This window comes from Streptomyces sp. NPDC050548 (genome assembly GCF_044457385.1).
Lineage (GTDB): Bacteria > Actinomycetota > Actinomycetes > Streptomycetales > Streptomycetaceae > Streptomyces.
This window is the reverse complement of sequence record NZ_JBITGV010000008.1, coordinates 40229-60093: the sequence shown is the minus strand read 5'-3', so window position 1 is coordinate 60093 and position 19865 is coordinate 40229. Positions and strand designations below refer to the sequence as shown.

Below are 19865 nucleotides of genomic sequence, written 5' to 3'. Positions count from 1 at the left end.
CACAGGCGAGGGGAAGACTGGACGGGCGAACACGTGTGAACCCCTGGTTAATGCCTCGGTATATGTAACCCCCGCGGATGGCTTGTTATCAGTGGGGTAGGGCCCGGCGCTGCGAGGCGCCAGCGGCTTTCGGTGCAAGCAACACCGGAAGTGAGACACCGCCGGCCACGGGGTAGAGGGGGCGCCCACCCCAGTCGCATCTTCGGAATGCGGAACACGGAAACCCTGACGGGGTCCGGAAGCAGTTCCGGTAAGCCGACCGCAAGGAAGGCCCAAGTCCCCGGCAGGAACAGGATGGTCCAAGAAGCAAAGGCCGGTAGGTCGAAAGGCCAGGGGAAAACCGGGCGGCGGCCCTCTCCGCCCGCTGCTCGCCATAACCCGCCGGATACGGGCCCGTGTGGCTCGGCCCGAAAGGGCGCCCACGTGGACCAGGTGAGCCTTTGAAGCACCAAGGCAAGGTAACTGGAACCGACGGACAAGTTAGATCGTCCATTTCCTTCTGGATTCGCTGATTCTTTCCGGCCCCTTCCGCCGCCTTCACAAGATACGGGTCGTCATGAATAGCGGACGTTGCACCGAGGCATGGCGCTGCTGGGCATCCGGACGCCCGAGAAGCTCTAGAAGCGCCCGATCGTCATGTCACCGCGGCCCGCCTCTCCACCGAGAGGTCGGGCCGCGGTCGTCAAAGGCGGTGGCGTCGGATGCCGATGGAGTCGCTATTCTTCGTACGACCCTCTGGCTATTGAAATGTCGATATCCAGAGTACTGGCCCGAAATGGCGACCGAACGTCATCGAGAACAACTACATGAAGGACGTCGTCAATTTCCGGGAACGCTCCCGAATCTCGCACGGACCGGAGCTTTACCGAGTCGACCAATCCACGTTGCCCGCCTTCCGTGACGACGTCCACGCCCCATGGATGAACCTGCACAACTCGAACGTCAAGTTCGTCGTCGAGAGCAATCCTGGCCTCATCCAACTCCGGGTTCCCACTCTCTGTTCAGCGTCAGTTCGTTGAATCGATCCATCCGGTCGACCGGGATCTGAAATTCGATTCTAGCGGCCCCACCAGGGCCCTTGCGGTCATACCGAAATGCCGTGTCAGAAAACTCGGACAAGAAGTCCGGGTGCATATCATAGCGAACTGACCCGTTGGCGAAATTCCCAATTCCATGATAATCGGCCGCTACGCTTTTCTCCCCAAAGTAAACGGATCGGTCACCGGTCTGGTGCGCGGATAGGTCCGGCCCATGCGCAGCCTCGCTGGCCTCGTTTCCAACCTTGGGAGTCCGGTAGATGGAAACCCCGCAACGAGTTCCACCGGAGTTGTGCACCAGAACCGGCGTAGCCCCCGCCAGCACATAGTACGTATGCAGCTCACCGACAGTCAGATTGTGGACCGTCGCCGTGAGCGCCGTCCAGCGCTTCACCGCCGTGATCTGGACGCGCGCACCCGAGCCGGTGCTCAGCCATTCGCCCGCCTGGAGGTCCGTGGCGTCGAGCCACTCGCCCAACTCCGGGACCCAGAAGGGGTGTTGGTCCGTCGCGGTCACCGACGCAGTCTTCGCACCCTGCTTGCCGTCGACGTCGACGGTGACGTGGACGAGGTGCTTGAGGCCGACGCCCTTGATCTCGGCGGTGACCTTTTCCGGCTTGGTCTTGCCCGTCTCCGGATCGGTGGCCAGGACCTCGTCGTCGATCTTGACGTCCTTGATGGCCTTGGTCGTGCCGTCCGCCATCAGCACTCTGGTGTCGGCCGTGAAGCTGTTCGGTTTCTCGCAGGATTCGGCGATCTTGGCGAGCCGGTTCGCTTCCTTCCGGCTCTTGCGCCAGTCGTTGAAGTCGTCGAGCAGCTTGTCGCCCAGCCCCCAGATCCGCTTCGCGAGGTTCCTCGCCTTGCCCCACTTCAATGGTGACGCGTACTTCCTCACCAGCTTGGCCAGCGGTCCGCCGCCCATGAGAGAGCCGACCACGTTGAGTGCCGTGTTGCCGCAGGCGGCCAGGTTGCCCGTCGTGAAGCAGTCCAGCGCGTCCGTGATGCCCAGCTCGTCGGCGGCGATCTTGCCGAGTTCCTTGGCGATCGCGATCGCCTTCTGCTTGGCGGAGTCCGCCTTCCCCTGGGCCGCGTTCGCCTGCGCACGGGCCGGTGTGGAGGACGTGGTGTCTCCGCCGCCCGAGCTGGAACTGCCGCTGCCCTGCGCGGCTTTGGCCACGGCCGCCTGATAGCCCGGCCCCGGTCCGCACTCGTTCCAGCCGCCCACGCAGTCGGCTATGCGCAGCCCGGACGCGTCGTTGTGGGAGACCGGGCTGTTGTTGGCGTACGCGTAGCCGTTGATCTGCTGCGGGTCGGTGTAGTCGACCACCGGGTCCGCCGAGATGAAGCGGCCCGTGTCGGAGTCGTACTCACGGGCACCCAGTGTGGTCAGGCCGGTCGAGGCCTGTGTCGTGCCGCCCACGAAGCCCTTGTCGTTGACCCAACCCGTCGTCGACGACGTGGAGTTGTCGCGCTCGTTACCGAAGGCGTCCATGCGGCGGCGGGTCGTGGTACCCGTCTTCGCGTCGATCGCCAGTTGCGCCGTGCCCTGGTGGTCCGAGACGAGGAAGTGGACGCCGTCCGCCTCCCGCATCGCGACCGTGGCGCCGGCGAAGCTGTAGTAGCGGGTGGCCGTGACCTTGGCCGTGGACTTGTCGTAGTGGAGTTCGGTGCCGGGCAGGTAGAACGTCTTCTCGTCGGGGGTGTCCCGGAGGATGCGGGCTCCCGACGCGTCGTACTTGTACGTCGTCACCGTCGCGTCGGCGTTCGTGACCGTGGTCAGTTCGCCCTGCTTGTCCCAGCCGAGCGACTGGGTGTCGCCGTCCAGGACGCGCGTCGCCGTGTTGCCCGAGGCGTCGTACGTGTACGAGTCCTTGGAGGTGACCTGCGGGGTCGTGGCCGTCGCGGCCGTCGTCTGCGTCACCGACGAGACCGTGTGCGGGCCCGAGTCGGTGCCGTTCGGGCCGGAGCCGTCGCCGTAGACGTAGGAGCGGCTCGCCGTGGCCGCGCCGTTCAGGCCGTGGCGGACCTCGCTCTTCCGGTTGCCGATCGTGTCGTAGCCGTAGTCCGTCCAGTACGGCGAGACGCCGCCCACCGTCGACGCCGTCGCACCCGACGCGCAGGACGCGTCCGTGCTGCCGGTGCCCTTCGCGTCGTTCGACGCGACCGAGGACGTCCAGGCCGAGGAGACCCGGCCCAGGCCGTCGTAGGAGAAGCACTGGACGTCGCTCGTGCCACCGGTCGGGGTGTCCGCGATGGAGAGGATGTCGCCGGCGTCGTCGTAGGTGTAGTTCGCGTCGTAGGCGTTGCTCGACGCGCCCTCGACCCGCACCCACGAGTTGGTCAGACGGTCCGTGCCCGGCTCGTAGACGTTGTTGATCTGGGTCTTCTTCGCCGTCGACTCGCCCGTGTACAGCTCCAGCGACTCCAGGTTGGAGGTCGGGGAGTAGGACGCGTCCGTGACGTAACTCAGGCCCCCGAGCGAGGTGTTCACACCGGTCGGGCGCTGGAGGTCGTCGTAGGCGTAGGAGACCGACTCGCCGGGGAGGTCGCCCACCGCGGGCAGGGTGTCGTGCTGGACCGTGCCGTCGTCGTTGTAGCCGACGCCGAACTCGTACGTCCCGCCCAGCTGCGGCTCGGCCGTCTTGGACAGGTAGTACTTGGTGGAGAGGGGGGCGTAGTCGTTGTCGGGGTCCAGGACCGGGTAGGTCACCGACGAGTAGACCGCGCCGTCCTTGTAGGTGTAGACGCCGTACAGCTCGCCCTTGTAGATCGTGTCGTACTTGGTGACGGAGAGCCTCGTGCCGGTCGTCGCCTCGCCCTGCCAGGTGGAGACCGCGCGGCCCAGTTCGTCGTAGAGCGTCGAGGTCTTGTCGCCGTTCACCGTCACCGACGTCTGACGGTCCATCGCGTCGTACGTGTACGAGGACGCGCCGGTGTCCGGGTCGGACGCGGTCTGCTTACGGCCCAACTGGTCGTATGTGTAGGCCCAGTTGTTGCCCTGGTTGTCCGTGACCCGGTTCAGCTGGCCCGCCGCGTTGTAGCCGTACGACGTGGTGACCGCGGCGCCGTCGGTGGGGTACTGGACCTGGGTCGTCGCGTGGCCCCGGGCGTCGGTCACGACCGTCGTCTTGACGCCGCCCTGCGGTGGGGTGGTCGTGACGCGGTCGCCGCCGTAGGTGTACGTGGTGCGGTACTGCTCGGTGCCCTGGACCTTGAAGACGTTCGCGGTCGTGCGGCTCGCGCCGTCGTACTCGGTGACCGTCTGCGAGTCGAGGTCGGAGTCCTTGGGGTCGAAGAGCGTCGAGGACGGGGTGCCGGTGGTGTAGTAGGTGTCGTTCACCTGCATCACGCGGCCCGAGCCGTCGTACAGCGTGTCGGCGACCATCCGGCCGCCCTCGCCCTCCGTCTGGTTCTGACGGGGTCTCAACCAGCCGTCGTACAGGGCCCATTCGCTGCCGTACGTCGTCCCGTCGTTGTCGATCTTCTGGGTGTGCACGGCGGTCGGGCCGTCGTCGCCGCGGATCAGGTACTCGTACTTGAGGGACGGGGTGAACGAGTTCGCCTTGGGACGGTCCGGGAACCAGACCGAGACCAGGCGTCCCAGGCCGTCGTAGGCGAGGTCGGTGCGCAGGCCGTTCTGGTCGACCTTGGCCGTCGGCTGGCCCCAGGCGGGGGCGTACTCCGTCGAGGTCGTCCAGCCGTCGACGTTGGTGACCGTGGCCTTGGTGGCCAGGCCGTAGGTGTCCGTGTAGGCGGTGGAGGACGTGTACTGCGTCGACGAGGACGCCGTGTCCGCGTCCTTCACGACCAGCGGGCGGCCGTAGTCGTCGTACGTCGTCGTGGCGGTCGTCTGGTAGGTGGCGGTCGTGCCGCTGTACGCCGACAGACGCTTGGTCAGGGTGATGTCGCCCTTGGTGGGGGCGGCGCCCAGTGTCGTCGAGCCGTCGTAGTAGGTCAGTTCGTCGGAGATGACGTTCTTGGTGCGGTCGGGGGTGGTGGCGCAGTCGACGCCCACCGTCTCCACCCGGGAGACGAGCGTATAGATGTGCGCGCTCGCGCTGTCCGCGTACTCGTTGCGGGTGCACTGGTTGTCGGCGACGCCGACCTCGCCGTCGTCGTCGACCATCGTCTCGCGGCCCGTCGAACCGTCGTACGTGGTCGTGGACTTGGTGTGGCGCCAGCCGCCCGCCGCGAGCGCGGTGTACGTGTCCGTGGAGCCGACGGCGAGGTAACGGGCCTTGTACGTCGCCCAGTCCCGTGTCTCCGTCGCGGTCACCGCGGTCCACGGCACCGTCACCGACTTCTCGGTCACGGTGGAGCCGTTGTAGGTGAGCGTCTCCAGTTCCTGGCCGGCCTTCCAGTCGGAGTCGTCGTAGGAGACGCCGTTGGAGTCGGTGACCGTCGCCGAGCGGGTGTCGCCGTCCTTGTCGACGTCACCGTCGAGACCGCGGAAGAAGACGTGCTCGGTCTTGGTGTTGGCGGGGTCGTTGCTGCCGTCGGAGGTGACGACCTGGACCCGGCCGTAGCCGCGCCAGTCGCCCCAGGTGCGGTACTCGGACTTGCTGATGCCGTCGGCCGGTGTCTTCCGCCAGCCCGCGTCGCCGAGGTAGGTGTACGAGGTGATCTGGTCGGCGTTCTGGCCGGTCAGGTCGGTCTGGACGACGGAGGCGACCACGTACTTGTGGAACCAGTCCGTGATCGGGTCGGTGGCGCCGGACGGGTTCCACTTCACCGGGAAGCAGCGCTTGGTGGAGGAGTCCTCCGCCGGGACCGTACTCGGAGTGCACTGGTTGGCCGCGTAGTTGACGCTGAGCGCGCCGCCCGACTCGTTGAGCACGCCGGAGAGGCGGAAGCGGTAGAAGGGCTGGAGGTTGTCGCCCGACTCGTCGACGCGGTTGGGGAGTTGGGTGCCGTACAGCTCCACGGACGGGACCGTCGCGTCGGTGCCGACCTTGCCGGTGTGGTCGATCTTGCTCAGCCACAGGGACTTGGACGCGTCGCCGTTGTCGGTGAAGACGTGGGTGAGGCTCCACACGTCGACCGGGGTGTAGGTCGAGTCACCGGTGCGGATCTGGGTGGTGATCTTCGTGAGTTCTTTGCGGGTCCAGAAGGTGGGCGAGTTCTGCCCGGGGCACTTGGTGGCCGCCTTGCAGTTCTGGTCCCAGGGGACGTCCGGCCAGTCGGCGGCCGTGGCGTCCGTGAGGGCGTCGGCGGAGCAGTCCGTCAGGGAGCCGACGCAGCGTTCGGCGGTGGTGAAGACGACCTGGGCGGCCGGCTTGGTGGAGTACGCCTTGCCGTCGCGCTGGCCGTAGTCGATGCGCTTGAGGTAGCCACCGCGGATGTAGGCCTTACCGTTCTCGGTGGTCTTCAGGCCCTGTGTGTAGTAGTTGGTCTCCGTGCCGTAGAAGTACGACAGGGCGTTGCCGAGCGGGTCGACGACGTAGTCGAGGTTCCAGCGCCAGGCCTGGGTGCAGTAGGCGTCGGCGAAGGTGGCGTTGTAGCAGGGTTCGCCGGAGTCGTCGCCGTAGACCGGGGCGGTCCAGGTGGAGTTGGTCTCCTCGTTGCCGCTGGCGTAGCCGGTGAGGTGGTTGAGGCCGAAGTAGTACTGGGTGCCGTCGCCGGTGGTGATCTTCCAGTACTCGCCGTTGTCGTCGCCGTTGGTGGCGCCGGTCAGGTGCTCGACCTTGGAGTTGTCGTCGGAGCTGATCCGCCAGGCGCCGGTCGTGTCGTCCTTGACGAGCCGTCCGGAGGCGCCGCCGGTGAGGGAGAGCGTGGCGTTGTCGAACGCCCAGCACTGGTCGCCGTTGGTGGCGTCGTGGCCGTCGTCGGCGCATCCCTTGTAGCTGCGCTCGATGTAGCCGGGGTCGTAGGAGAAGCCCTGGCCGATCCACGAGCCCTGGTTGTTCGTGGTCGCCGTCTGGCCGTCGATCGACTGGGAGTTGTAGCTGAGGCCGACGCTCGGCTGGAGGCTGCCGGGGACCGGTGGGACGGCCATCGGATACGACCAGGTGAAGGCGCCCGAACTGGCGTCGACGCCCCACTGCGAGGACTGCGTCAGGCTGGTGGCCTTGTAGTCGCCGCCGGCGCCGCCGCTGCCGGCGGTGGCCGCCACGACGGTGGCCGAGGAGGTCGCCGAGTCGGCTTCGAGAAGCTGACCGGAGAGGCCGGAGGTGTCACCGGCCGCCTGCACGGTCGCGGTCAGTGTCTGCCCGGCGGTGTCGTTCGTCGACTTCAGGTACGTCGGCGTCGAGCAGGCCTTCTTCTCCGGGGTCGTCAGAACACAGGCCGGGTAGGTGGCCAGTCGCAGCCGCGAGCTGTAGTCACCGCCGTAGGCGTCGGCGAAGTCCGAGTAGTCCAGGGAGAGTTGGGCCGGTCCGGCGGCGGTCGCACCGTCGCTGCGGGCGACGGTGAAGAGCACACCGTCGACGCCGGCCGCCTCGGTGGCCTTACGGCCGAGGACCTCGACCCGGACGGAGTCCGCGCCCTTGGTGCCGCCGGCCGCCTTCGCGGTCAGCGGCAGGCCCTTGGCCTTGGCCGCCTTGCCCGACAGGGTGACGTCCGCGCTGCCGGCCGCCGGCCAGTGCGCCTTGGCCGTCTTCTTCACGGCGGCCTTCTTGGCCTGGTCGGTCTTCTTGAAGGTCTTGGCGGTGGCGTTCTCGCCACGCACCGGGTCGTCGAGGTCGGTCTGCGTCTTGGGCCGGGTCTGGCCGGTGTCGGCGGTGGCCGTGGGGGCGTACTGCGGGAGCAGCCCGATGGACAACGCCAGTCCGAGGACCAGCGCGGCCCGTCGGCGACCGCTCCGCCAGGCCGGTCGGGTGGACCGGTACCAGGGAGAATGGGACATCAACTCTCCTAGTTGATAAGGGGAACGGCCGGTCAGGCCGAGGTCTCGTCGATGCTGGAACCGCCCGGCAGACCGGCGACGAGCGCCACCAGTGAGGCGTCCAGCGGACCCTGGTACATGCGCACTTCGTCCATGGCGCCGGAGAAGTACTCGCCCGCCGCCGTCCCGGTCAGCGCCCGGCCGACCTGGAGGCTGGTCGTGCTGAAGTCCCAGGTGTTGTCCCAGGAGGCGTCGACGGCGGCGACGCCGTTGACGTACAGCAGCACATCGCCGAAGACCGCGTTGTAGACCAGTGCGAGGTGGTCGCCGTCGCCCGTGGAGCGCGGTGCGTCACCGTTGTCGAGCAGGGTGGTGGTCACCGGTGCGGCGGAGTCCGCGTCGGTCACCACCAGTTGCCAACGGGCCTGGGACGCCGAGTACTTGACCTTGATCGCGCTGCCGTTGGCACCGGACAGCGACAGCACCGTCTCGTCCGCCGTCGGGCTCGCCGAGGCGAGCCGGGCGCGGGCGGTGAGGGTGAAGCTGTCCTGGGCGGTGAGCGGTCCGGTGGCGGCGCGGGTGGCGTAGGCGTCGGTGCCGTTCAGGACCAAGTGCCCGTCGCCCCACAGGGGTTCGGCCGGAGGCACGCAGTCGGGGTCGGCCTCGGGGTCGCAGGAGTCGTCCGGTACGTAGATGGAGGCGCCGCCGCCGAGGGTGAGCCCGGTGCCGCCCGCGGTCTCCGGCGAGACTCCGCCGGTCGCCGAGTCGAGCTGCCAGTAGGCGAGTTGGTGCGGCTGGATGCCGCCGAGCTCCTGGCCCTCGGTGGGCGGGATGACCCGGTCGTGCAGCTTGACGTCGGCGACGCTGCCCTTGAGGTTGTTGACGTAGCCGTCGAGGGCGAGCTTGCGGCCGATCTGCACACCGCCGGTCGCGCTCCACGTGGTGTGGCGGTTCTGCACGTCGTCGGCGACGAGGACGCCGTTGACGTACAGCATCATCTTGGCGAGTTCGGCGTCGTACACCCCGATGAGGTGGGTCCAGCTGCCGGCGACGGCCGCGGCACCGGAGACCTTCCAGGTGCCGAGCGACTCCATGTCGCTGACGGGGATGCGGAAGGTCCAGGACGCCGTGTCGACGTCGTAGCCGAGTTCGAAGCCGGGCTGGGCGGTGCCGTCCTGGCTGACGACGGTGACGTTCGAGGTGGGCAGCGCGGGCAGCATGACCCAGGCGCTCACGGAGAAGGTCTTGCCGGTGTCGACGCCGGCCGTGCCGGAGTCCAGGTAGGCGTTGGCGGTGCCGTCGAGGGAGGCGGCGGTGTCGGTGGAGCCGAGGGGGCCCTCCGCGCCGAAGGTCACTCCGGAACCGGCACTCGCGTCGGGGGTGTCGCTGCTGCCGTCCGCCTTGGTGGCGCCCTTGGCGTCGCCGAGGGTCCAGGCGGCGACGGGCGCGCGGCCGTCGCTGACCAGGAAGACGTACGCGGTGGGTGTCTTCTGCGCGTTGCCCGCGCCGTCGACGGCGGTGACGTGCAGGACGTAGGAGCCCTCGCTCGGCGGCATCCAGCGGACGGTCGCCGGGCCGCCGGTGGACTCGGCGGCCACGGTCCGCTTCGCGCTGTCGGCCTGCGGTCCTGTGAAGTAGTACGCGTAGCTCGCCACGTCGGTGGCCGGCGAGTCCATGGTGAAGTCGCCGTAGTCGCCGACACCGGCGTGCCAGGCGTCGTCGTCCGGGTAGAGGGCCGAGGTGATGACGGCCGAGGCGGGCTTGCTGGTGTCGTAGATGAACTCGCAGCGGGTCTGGGTGCCGTCGGTGGACCAGGCGCCGTAGGCCTGCTGGTCGTAGCCGCGCACCGCCCAGGCGACGGTGGTGTTCTGCGGGACGGTGAAGCCGGCCTCGCCGTCGCCCGTCAGGTCGTCGCCGATGGTGTAGGAGAAGGTGGCCTGGCCGGTCTGGCCGTCCTTGCTCGCGTCGACCGTGGTCTTCTTGGCCGTGGTCGCGTAGTGGACGACCTCGACGCCGGCGGAGTTGGTCCACCAGACCTTGAACTGGGCTTGCAGGGTCTCGCTGTTGGAGCCGGTGTCGCCGTGGTCGTAGTCCTTGATGACCGCGTACGCCTTCGGGGCCTTGGTGACGTAGTGCTCGGTGGCCTTGCCGAACTCGCAGCTGTCGCCGGGGTTCATGGTCAGGGCGTCCTGGTCCGGTTCCAGCGGCGGGCGGTTGTACTGCACCGAGAGGTACGCGTTGCCGCAGAACCGCTTCCAGTACGACGTGTCGGACTCGCTCGCGGCCTTCAGCCGGAAGGTGGTGGTGTCCCAGCCCTTGTCGGCCGCGGTCTGTACGGTGCTCGTCGCGTCGAAGCGCACGTTCTGGTTGGTGGACGTGCACGAACCGGCGTTCTCCGTCGGCGACTTGGTGTCGACGGTGGCCTTGGAGGACGGCTGGTTGGACCAGTTGGTGGCGGAGTTGATGGCGCTCGCGCCCGTGCTGTTGACCCGGGCGAGCTGCACCTCGCGGGCGGTGGAGCTGTAGGTGAACACCTGGGTCACCGCGAACTCGGCGTCGATGATGTCCTTGTCGGCGAAGGTGCCGGTCGGGATGGCGAAGAACTGCCGTTTGACGTCGGTGGAGCTGGCGCAGCGCACCGACACGTCGGACGGGCACCGGCCGACGCCCTCGTCGTCGTCGAACTTCCAGAACTCCGAGGAGGAGTAGTACGACGACACCATGGTCCAGCTGCTGCGGCTGGCGGTCTTGACCACCGGGTCGATGTAGACCGGGTACACGGTGTCCGCGTCGGTGAGCAGGTCCGCGTCCGGGGTGAGCGTCATCGTGTCCGAGGAGACGTCCACGCCGACGTCGGCGACCTGGGCCCCCTCGGGCGGTGTCTGGGTGCTCTCCTCGGCGGCGGGCGCCTGTTCCGTGCCGTGGCTGGAGTCCCACATCACCGGCTGCGGGGCCTCGAAGACCGCGCCGCCGGCGCCGGGGTCGGTGGCGGTGAGGCCGCCCTCCGTGTCCTCGGCGAGTGTCACCGAGTCGGTGTCGAAGGGGAGTTGGAGTGCGGCGAGCGCCGGGGCGGCCGCCGCCTTCGCGGTCTTGACGACCAGCACGTGCGAGAAGCCCTCGGCACTGGCGGTGACCTTGAGGTCGACGCCGTCCAGGACGTTCGGGTAGGTGGCGGTCGAGCCGTCGGTCTTCGGCTCGGGCAGTTTCGTCGGCCAGTCGAGGGACAGCGCGTGGCCGTCCTTCTGGATCGTGGCGAAAGTCGTGCCACCGCCGCCGGAGAAGGACATCGCGGTGAGCGCGGCCTTCGGCGCGAGGGTGCCGTTCTTCTGCCGGACCAGGGTGGTGTCGATGTCCGTCCACTCGCCGTCGACGCGGGTGCGGACGGGCTGGACGTACTGCTTGGTGGTGAAGGTGCCGTCGGGGTTGGCGACGGTGGTGCTGCGTTCGTCGCGCAGGCTCTGGATCTCGACCGGCTTGCCGGACTTCTTGGCCTTGGTCCGGGCCGCGGTCGGGGAGAGGGACGCGTTGTTGTCGGTGTCGGCGGACACCGTCCGCTCGGCGGCGGGGGTGGGAACGGCGGTCAGGCCGGGGGTCAGCAGGGCCGCGATGGCGGCGGCCGCCACCAGGGAGCGGTGGCCGGATCTCTTACGGGTGTTCATGGTGTCGCGCCTTCTTCTCCTGGACCCCGCGTTCATCGGATCGCCCCGAGTGCCGTGTCGGTGTCGGGCAGGCCGCCCGCGCCCGGCTGGTAGGTGGTCGTGCCGACGCTCGTGGTGCCGTCGACGTCCGTCCAGCGCGTGACGTAGAGGACGCCCTTGGACGTGTCCGAGGCCTTGCTGTAGGGCACGCCGACATAGAGGTTGGTGTTGCCCGCGCCGAGTGCGATGCCCGTGTAGTCGCGGGCGGTCGCGGTGCCGGGGAGCCCCGAGCCGCGGGTGAGTTCCCTGTCGGCCGCGCCGATGGCCGTGTCGAGCGGCCGGAAGATGTGGACGGCGCCCGCGTCCTTGACGGTGGCCGTGTCCTTGCCGGGCTCGCCGACGGCGAGGCGGACGTTGGCCGAGACGGTCACGACGGCGGTGTCGGTGTTGGCGATCGCCACCCGCTGGCCCATGAAGTCGCCCGCGGCCGCGTCGCCCTCGGCGTCCGTCGCGTTGCCGTCGGCTGCCGCGACCTGGGTGTACGCGCCGGTCGGCTGGACGCGCACGACCAGCACGCCGCCCGCGTCCGCCAGCGTCCCGACGTCCTCGCCGGGCATTCCGATGGCGAGCAGCACGTCGGAGTTGTACGTCTGGTCGCTCGGCCGGTAACCGGTCATGGAGACCGAGCTGCCGAAGCCGTCACCGGCCTCCGCCGTGCCGGCGATCCCGGTGCTGTTCTGGTCCAGACCCAGAAGTGGCGTGGGCATGCCATCCGAGAGAGTGTGGCTGAAGACCGCCACCCCGCCGGCGAACTCCTCGTCGCCGATGGCCTCTCCGGGGCTGCCGACCGCGAAGTAGCGGTTGGTCCCGGCCAGCGAGTAGCCGAACTTGTCGTTCGTCTCGACCTCGCCGGGCACTCCCGGATCCTTCTCGCTGATGCCGATCGTGGTGGTGCCCTGGGAGTACTCGATGCAGCCCGCGTCCCCGTAGGTGGTGGCGCCCACGGTGACGTTCTCGCCGGGGACCCCGACCACCAGGTACGGCGTACCGCTCGCGTTCGCGCCCGCCTCCAGGGCGAAACCGAACCAGTCGTACGCCTCGGTGGAGCTGTTCGCGTCGAACCCGGCCTGGGTGTACGCGGTGATCGCGGAGCCCGCGCCGATGCCGGTGGGGGTGCCGTGGACGACGTAGACCGCCCCGGCGTCGACGAGGTTGACGCCGCTCTTCACGACGTCCTCGAACGGTGTCCCCACCACCAGGTCGGTGCAGCCGTCGCCGTCGGCGTCGTAGGTGTCGTAGGAGGCCCCGAAGCCGTCGCCCGTCTCCGGTGTCGCGGACATTCCGGTGGTGGCCTGGGATATCTCGGACACCCCCTTGCCGCCCCCGAGGACCACGCGGACGAGTCCCGCCTGCTTGGCTCCGTTCACCGTGGCGTCCGGGTCGGCGAGGACCGTGTCGGTCACTCCGTCGCCGTTGAAGTCGTTCGCCGTTCCCGCCGTGCACGTGGCCGCCACCGCCGGTGGCGATGCCAGTGTCACGACCCCCATGGCGGCCAGGAACAGCCCGGCCAGACCGGCCAGCCCCCCGGCCAGATGCGTACGCGTACGCACAGCCCACCCCTCGTTGGCCCTTCGGGTGCACCTTGGTAAGGACACCCTATGAATGACGTAAGAGGAGACTAAATACGAGTCAAATAAAGACCGTCAAGACCATTTCGAAAACCGGCTGTACATAGCAATCGCACAGAGTGTGACCAACCTCGCCTCCGGGGCGAAAGCCGCACCGCGCGCATCTCCAGGCAAGCCGGCAAGCTCAGGTTCACCGTGGTTTCACCGCCGGGTAAAGTCCGTGGAATGCCGAGAGTCAAAGTCAGCGTGATCGTCCCCGTCTACAACACCGGGAAGTACGTCGACGAGTGCGCGCCGTCACTGCTGGGGCAGAGCCTGCCGGCCGACGAGTACGAGGTCATCTACGTCGACGACGGCTCGACCGACGACACCTTGAGCCGCCTGGAGAAGATCGCGGCCGAGCACCCCAACGTCCAGGTGCACACCCAGCCCAACTCCGGCTGGCCGGGCGCCCCGCGCAACCTCGGCATGCGCCACGCCCGGGGCGAGTACGTGCAGTTCGTCGATCATGACGACACGCTCGGGCCCGAGGCCCTTGAGCGGCTGTACGAGCACGCGAAGCGCAACGACGCCGATGTCGTCCTCGGCAAGATGTCCAGCACGATGGTGCGGCCGAGGCGGCTGTTCCGGCACACGGTGGACGCCTGCACGATCGAGAACGACGAGCTGACGCAGAGCATGTCGCCGCACAAGATGTTCCGGCGCGCGTTCATCGAGGAGCACGGACTTCGCTTTCCGGAGGGGCCCTGGATTCTTGAGGATCTGGCCTTCGTCAGCGCCGCCTATCTGAAGGCGGAACGCATTTCGATCCTTGCCGACTATCCGGTCTACTACTGGATGAAAAGGGACGACGGCGGCAACAACACCCAGCACCGCTTCAACCCACGCCACGGTTTCTGGCCGAACACCCGCACCGTCGTCCGCCAGATCAAGGACGGCACACCCGCGTCCGACGACATCGACGCACTCCAGAACCGGCTCCTCCACCGCCTCTACCACGTGGAGATCCTCTCCCGCACCCGCGAGCCCGAGATCCTCCGCGAGGACCCGGCCGAGCAGCGGCAGCGGTTCGAGGCGGCGCGCGAAGTGGCCGTGGAGGAGTTCCCGGCAGCCGTACGTGAAGGCCTGCCCGCGGTCTCCCGGCTCCGCGCCCACCTGCTGGAATCCGGCGACTTCGACGGCGCGGTCGCGCTCGCCGAACGCGTCCGTGAGGTGAAGGTCCGCACCGAGGTCGGTGAACCGCGCTGGGAGGACGGCCGGCTGGTCGCCGACGTCACGCTGGACCTGCTGCGCGGGGACGGCGAACCCCTCGTCCTCGTCGAACGGGACGAAAAGCTGTACCTGGACCCCGAGTTGGTGGACGGAGTACCCGGCACGGAGAACGGCTGGGAGGTTCCCGACCCGTTCCGGCTGGCGTACGCGGAACTGGTGGTGAAGGACCGGGACCGCGAGGACTGGTGGTATCCGGAGGGCGACCTGGAGGTACGCCTGCGGCCGCTGGGCGAAGGCCGTTCACAGGTGATCGCCGCCGGACGGCTGTCCCTCGATCCGGAGCGGCTGGCGGGCGGGCGCCCGCTGGAGCGCGGGGTCCACGACGTGTGGGCGTACGTCCAACTCCTGGGCGTGGACCGGATGGTGCGGGTGTCGGGCGACGGCCCGGCGGCGGGTCCGGCGCTGACCGGCGGCCGGATCGCGCTGCCCTACTGGACCATCAAGGGGCAACTGGCCCTCGACGTGGACCAGCGTCAGCGCAAGCTCGGCCCCGACACGGCTACGGCCGCCGCGGCCAACTCCGCGCGGGCCAAGGGGCGTTCGCTCCCCCTGCCGTACGTGGCGGCGACACCGGACTCCGCCCCCGTCCGCGTCAAGGTCACCGTGGGCACGCTCGGAGTACAAGCGGAACTGCTCCCGGCCCCCGGCACGCACACGGCCCAACTCCGCCTCCCCGCCCGCCTGAAGCTCCCCGCCGGCCGCCACCCGGTCAACCTCCCGAAGACGGCCGAGCCGCTCGCGTACGCCGTCGTCCGCGACGGCACGGTGCTGCGCCTGGAGGGCCCCGCGTACGAGGCGGGCGGCGGGCGACGGCTCCTGGACTCGGTGGCGGACAACCGTCAAGTGCGGCGAGTACGGAGGCGGTTGGGGCGCTGAGGAGTCACCTGCCGCGCAGGGCGGACGTGGTCTTGCCGGTGCGTTCGCGCAGGAGCACCCGCAGGGTGTTGGGGTGTTCGTAGCCGACCTTCCGGGAGATCGTTTCGAGCGACAGGTCGGTGGAGCGCAGCAGGTGGGAGGCGCGTTCGATCCGCAGGTCCTGGACGAAGCGGATGGGGGACGTCCCGACGGCGCGCCGCACGGCGCGTTGCAGGGTCCGTTCGCTGACGCCGACGGCCTTGGCCGCTTCGAGGATGCTGATGGGGTCGGCCAGATGCTCGCGGGTCCAGAGTTCGAAGGCGGTGACCGTGGGGTCGCTCTGGGCCAGGGCGCTGGCGATGGTGTACGCCGCCTGTGACGGGCGTTCGTCGACCACGAGGTAGCGGGCGACGAGGTCGCAGAGCGCGGGGCTGCCGGTCCGGACGATCGACAGTGCGAGGTCGACATGGCCGAAGGCGGCGCCGGCGGTGGTGATGCCGTCGCTGCCGACGACCATCCGGCTGTGGTCCAGCCGCACCTTGGGATAGCGGTCTCGGAAGGCCGGCGACAGCCACCAGGTGGTCGTGGCGCGCAGTCCGTCGAGCACCCCCGCCTCGGCCAGCAGGAAGGTGCCCGCGCACGCGGAGGCGATGGTCGTGCCGCGGGCGCGGGTACGGGCGATCAGGTCGCGAACGGGCCGGGACGCGTCACCCGCGACATGCTCGACCAGCGCCGAGGGATCGCTCTCCGCCGGTGCCGGTACGACCAGCAGGTCCGTCCGCTCCGCGTGCGCGAGGGAGCCGGGCGTCACGGTGAGCCCGGCCCCGGTCCGTACGGACGGGGTGGCGCCGACCATGGTCACGTCCCAGGTCGGCGGCCGGTGGATCTGTCCGCCCAGCGCGTTGGCGTTGCTCAGGATGTCGAGGATCGCTGCGAGCCCGGAGTCGAAGACCCCGTCATAGACGACGACTGCTACGTGCATGGCGGGGCTTCTTCTCTCCGGGGGGGTCAGGCTGTGGGCTCGGCCTCGATGACGGCGAAGGCCCCGGCGGTGCCCACCTTGACCCGCCGTAGGCCGGCCGCGGCGAACAGAGCGTCGAATTCGGTGAGTTGGCGTTCCCGGCCGCCGGTCATGCCGAGCATGTTCATATCCATCAGGGGCGCGAGCCCGGGCTGCCCGGTGTCCCCGACCAGGTGGTCGACGACCGCGACACGGCCGCCCTCGGTCAGCGCCGCCCGGCAGTTGCGGAGTACGCGGACGCACTGGGCGTCGTCCCAGTCGTGGAGGATGTACTTGAGGACGTAGAGGTCGGCGGCCGGAACGGACTCGAAGAAGTCGCCGCCGACGGTGGTGAATCGCTCCTCCAGCCCCTCGGCCCGGGCGGCTTCGGCGGCGGCGGGGACGATGTGGGGCAGGTCGAGGACCCCGCCGTCGAGTTCGGGGTTGGCCCGCATCATGGCCAGGACGACGTCACCGCCGGCTCCGCCGATGTCCAGGGCGAGGGTGACGCCCTTGGTGTCCAGCACCTCGGCGATGTCGAGGGCGGCGGCGCGGGACAGGTTGCTCATCGACTCGGTGAAGGAGGACGCCTCGTCGAGGTGTTTGGCGAAGTAGTCGAAGATGTTCTCCTCGCCGTGGGCCGCGGGCACCTGGTGCCGGCCCGTGCGGACGGCTTCGGGGAACCTGCCCCACGGCAGCCAATGGCCCGGTGCGGACTGGGAGATGGCGAAGTGCCGAAGCGAGTGCGGGTCGTCGTGCCGCAGTGTGCTCAGCAGGGACGTTCCGGTGAAGTGCCGCCCGTCCTCGGAGGTCATCAGGCCGAGGGAGGCGCAGGTGCGCAGCAGGCGGCGGGTGGCGTCGGGATCGGTGGACTCCGCTTCGGCGATCGCCTCGGCGGTGTCGGTCCCGGACGCGAGGTGGTCCGCGAGGTTGTACAAGGCGGCGGCCCGAACCGTCTGGGTGACCCAGAAGCCCGTGACCATGCCCATCATGCGCTCATGGTCGTGGCCGTGGGACTCCGCCGGGCGGGGCGGCGACGGTTGTGCGCTGGTCAAATCGATCTCCTCTGGCGGGCGACGGCACGTTGCCGTCACGAACTGTCAGGTGGTGGGCGGGAGTTACTCCACGACGAGTTCGACCGGGATGTTGCCGCGGGTGGCCTTGGAGTACGGGCAGCCCGCGTGCGCCTGCTCGACCAGCTTCCGGCCGGTCTCGTTCCGCAGGGACTCGGGCAGCTTGACGCGCAGCACCGCGGTGAGCGCGAAGCCGCCGTCCGTCTCGTCCTTGGCGAGCCCGATCTCGGCGGTCACCGAGATGTCGCCGGTGGGCACCTTCGCCGCCCGGCCCGCGACGCCGAGCGTGCTGGTGAAGCAGGCCGCGTAGCCGGCGGCGAAGAGCTGCTCGGGGTTGGTTCCCTGTCCGTCGCCGCCGAGCGCGGGCGGGAACGCGAGGCGGACGTCGAGGTGTCCGTCGGTGCTGGTGGCGCGGCCGTCCCGGCCGTTGGCGGTGACGACCGCGGTGTAGACAGCGTTCATGGTGCGCACTGCTTCCTCTGCTGGTTCACGGGGCGCCGGACCCCCGGCGCACGACGAACCTACGGTCACCGGTGAGCCGGCGAGCGGCCGGGAGCGGCGGTACCACGCTCCGCTGCTCACCCCGGGCACCCGTCTGGTGCTGCCCGCGGGCGTCGAGGCCGTCCCCGTCCGGGACTTCTACACCGGTCCGTACGCCGGTTCGGCCCGCTCGGCGTGGCCGTACCTGTCGGCGGCCGACGGCAGCACGGTCGACGCGTCGGTCCTCCCCGCACGCGGCGCCCCCACCCGGGTCGCGGTCCTGAGCGGCTTCACCGAGGGCTGGTACAAGCTGCTGCACACCAACGGGCGTTCCGACCGCGTGAGTCGGGATGCCGGGAAGCTGCCCTTCCTCTGGCTGTACGGCGAGTTCGGCGGCACGGACGAGGCTCCGTACCGGGGCCGGTTCTACACGCTCGCGCTGCAGCCGTTCGCCCGCAATCCGTACGCCCGCGCCCCCCGGATCCGCTAGGAGCACCATGTCCCACCACTTCGACTACCCCGAAGACGAGACGCTGGACATCACCGACGCCTACTGCTTCGCCGGGGCCGGTGACCGTCACGGCCCGCGCACGGTCTTCGGGATGAACACCTCGCCGCTCGACGGCAAGCCCTGGAACCCGGCGGGCTACTACGAGTTGAGGATCGACACCGACGGCGACCACGTCGAGGACCTCACTTTTCGCGCCACCTTCCCGATCGGCGCCGACGGCACGCAGCACGTCCGGGTGGAGCAGCTCACCGGGACCGCGGCCACCGACCGCACCCCCTCGGGCACGGTCATCACACCCCCCGACGCCCCGGTCGGGGAGGTCGTCGAATGCCGTCACGGCATCAAGCTCTTCGCCGGGCGGCGCCGTGACCCGTTCTACAACTTCATCCCCTTCCCCGTCGCGACGACGAGGGCGCTGGCGACGGGCACGTTCCCCGACCTCGACGCGCTGCGTCCCGCCCACGACGACTTCGCGAACACCGCCGTCAGATCCTTCGTGCTGGAGGTGCCCGTGGAGGTGACGGGCCGCGGCCGGCTCCACTTCTGGGCGACGACCGCGTACTTCGACAAGGGCCACAACGCCTGGGCCCAGCTCCAGCGCGCCGCCGAGCCGAACATGACCACGTTCTTCGACTTCGCGGGCGGTTCGGCGCACGTCGACTACAACGCGAGCGTCCCCACGGACGACCTCAAGGGCAGGCCCGCCCACCCCGCGACCGCCCCCGCCTCGGGAATCTGGGGCCAGGTCAGGGACAACATCGCGGCGGTCGTCGAGGCCGGCGGCACCTACGGCCACGGCCCCCACCGCTTCCCCACCGCGCGGGCCTACGGCGCCTGGGCGGCGGACGCGCTCCTCCCGAGCGTCCTCACGTTCACCCCCGGCACCGTCGCCGACTGGAACCCCTGGTGCGGCCCGCGCAACGGCAAGGGCGTACGGGAGGACATCGCGTCCAACATCATCAAGATGATCGTGAACCAGGACTTCTCCTCGGGCCTCCAACACGGGCCGCTCCTGGACCACTTCCCGTATCTCTCCGAGCCGGCCGGGTGACCCGGCTGCCGCGTCAGGCCTGGATACCCGGATCCGGATCGGCCCAGGCCCTGACCGTTCTCCGCTGCTCAGCCGTCAGATACTCCTGCACACGAGCGAGCTGCGATGCCATGCGCCTGATGTCGGGCGCATGCGATCCAACGGCATTCGTCTGCCCCAGTACGATGTCGTACGCGGCGGATGCGTCGAGATTCCTCTCCGGGCCCGAACGGTCGGACAGCAGAGTCCGATCCACCCGGACCTTGACCGCCATGACCGCCCATCTCCCGTCCGGAACCGCTGAAGAAGCCCGCATCCCGTCAAGCGCACCGAACGCCGCTTCCGCGTACAGCGCACGGTCCTCAGCCCGCGGGCTCCTCCGCATACCGGCCGCGGCGACGTCCACCAGCCGGATCCAGGCGTTGCCTTCACCACCAAGTGCATCGCGCGCCTCGCTCTTGACAAAGCCGAGCAATTCAGCCGGACCAAGCCCGGAGAAGGATTCCTTGTATCCCACG

The 19865-nt window shown here is 69.2% G+C and carries 10 protein-coding genes; 3 read left to right on the top strand and 7 right to left on the bottom strand.

What is annotated here, in order from left to right; genetic code table 11:
* Window positions 1-972: 972 nt before the first annotated feature.
* The 3 genes from ACIBJH_RS22660 to ACIBJH_RS22650 are packed head-to-tail and all read right to left on the bottom strand — an operon-like array spanning window position 973 to window position 13108.
* Window positions 973-7881, bottom strand: a complete 6909-nt coding sequence (locus ACIBJH_RS22660) for a polymorphic toxin-type HINT domain-containing protein (RefSeq protein WP_399118658.1) — start codon at window positions 7879-7881, stop codon at window positions 973-975.
* Window positions 7882-7913: 32 nt separating this feature from the next.
* The gene (locus ACIBJH_RS22655) at window positions 7914-11519 is read right to left on the bottom strand and encodes a LamG-like jellyroll fold domain-containing protein (protein ID WP_399118657.1); all 3606 of its coding nucleotides are present in this window, start codon (window positions 11517-11519) and stop codon (window positions 7914-7916) included.
* Between the two features lie 32 nt (window positions 11520-11551).
* Entirely contained in the window at window positions 11552-13108 is a 1557-nt protein-coding gene (locus tag ACIBJH_RS22650; RefSeq protein WP_399118656.1) for an integrin alpha, read from the bottom strand.
* A gap of 243 nt (window positions 13109-13351) precedes the next feature.
* Here ACIBJH_RS22650 and ACIBJH_RS22645 point away from each other — a divergent pair, with 243 nt between their 5' ends.
* Window positions 13352-15274, top strand: a complete 1923-nt coding sequence (locus tag ACIBJH_RS22645; protein WP_399118655.1) for a glycosyltransferase family 2 protein — start codon at window positions 13352-13354, stop codon at window positions 15272-15274.
* A 4-nt stretch (window positions 15275-15278) separates the two neighbouring features.
* On the opposite strand, the gene ACIBJH_RS22640 is transcribed toward ACIBJH_RS22645, so the two are convergent.
* The 3 genes from ACIBJH_RS22640 to ACIBJH_RS22630 form a co-directional block, all read right to left on the bottom strand.
* On the bottom strand, window positions 15279-16235 hold the full coding sequence (locus ACIBJH_RS22640; protein ID WP_399118654.1) for a GlxA family transcriptional regulator: 957 nt from the start codon (window positions 16233-16235) through the stop codon (window positions 15279-15281).
* 26 nt (window positions 16236-16261) lie between these two features.
* On the bottom strand, window positions 16262-17308 hold the full coding sequence (locus ACIBJH_RS22635; protein WP_399118653.1) for a methyltransferase: 1047 nt from the start codon (window positions 17306-17308) through the stop codon (window positions 16262-16264).
* Between the two features lie 63 nt (window positions 17309-17371).
* A complete protein-coding gene (locus tag ACIBJH_RS22630; RefSeq protein ID WP_399118652.1) occupies window positions 17372-17788 on the bottom strand; it encodes an organic hydroperoxide resistance protein in 417 nt (138 codons plus the stop codon).
* Between ACIBJH_RS22630 and ACIBJH_RS22625 the strand changes: the two genes are divergently transcribed.
* On the top strand, window positions 17787-18296 hold the full coding sequence (locus tag ACIBJH_RS22625) for a hypothetical protein (protein ID WP_399118651.1): 510 nt from the start codon (window positions 17787-17789) through the stop codon (window positions 18294-18296). The genes ACIBJH_RS22630 and ACIBJH_RS22625 overlap by 2 nt on opposite strands.
* Before the next feature lie 7 nt (window positions 18297-18303).
* Window positions 18304-19368: a hypothetical protein gene (locus ACIBJH_RS22620; protein WP_399118650.1), complete on the top strand. Its 1065-nt coding sequence runs from the start codon at window positions 18304-18306 to the stop codon at window positions 19366-19368.
* Between the two features lie 13 nt (window positions 19369-19381).
* Here the strand turns inward: ACIBJH_RS22620 and ACIBJH_RS22615 are convergent, their stop codons facing one another.
* Window positions 19382-19864, bottom strand: coding sequence for a hypothetical protein (locus ACIBJH_RS22615; protein WP_399118649.1), 483 nt, complete (start codon window positions 19862-19864; stop codon window positions 19382-19384).
* Between the last annotated feature and the right edge of the window lies 1 nt (window position 19865).

Bases quoted from the DNA above. Each gene is read 5' to 3' on its own strand.
- ACIBJH_RS22660 (WP_399118658.1), bottom strand. From the start codon at position 7,881: ATGTCCCATTCTCCCTGGTACCGGTCCACCCGACCGGCCTGGCGGAGC.
- ACIBJH_RS22655 (WP_399118657.1), bottom strand. From the start codon at position 11,519: ATGAACACCCGTAAGAGATCCGGCCACCGCTCCCTGGTGGCGGCCGCC.
- ACIBJH_RS22645 (WP_399118655.1), top strand. From the start codon at position 13,352: ATGCCGAGAGTCAAAGTCAGCGTGATCGTCCCCGTCTACAACACCGGG.
- ACIBJH_RS22640 (WP_399118654.1), bottom strand. From the start codon at position 16,235: ATGCACGTAGCAGTCGTCGTCTATGACGGGGTCTTCGACTCCGGGCTC.
- ACIBJH_RS22625 (WP_399118651.1), top strand. From the start codon at position 17,787: ATGGTGCGCACTGCTTCCTCTGCTGGTTCACGGGGCGCCGGACCCCCG.
- ACIBJH_RS22630 (WP_399118652.1), bottom strand. From the start codon at position 17,788: ATGAACGCTGTCTACACCGCGGTCGTCACCGCCAACGGCCGGGACGGC.
- ACIBJH_RS22620 (WP_399118650.1), top strand. From the start codon at position 18,304: ATGTCCCACCACTTCGACTACCCCGAAGACGAGACGCTGGACATCACC.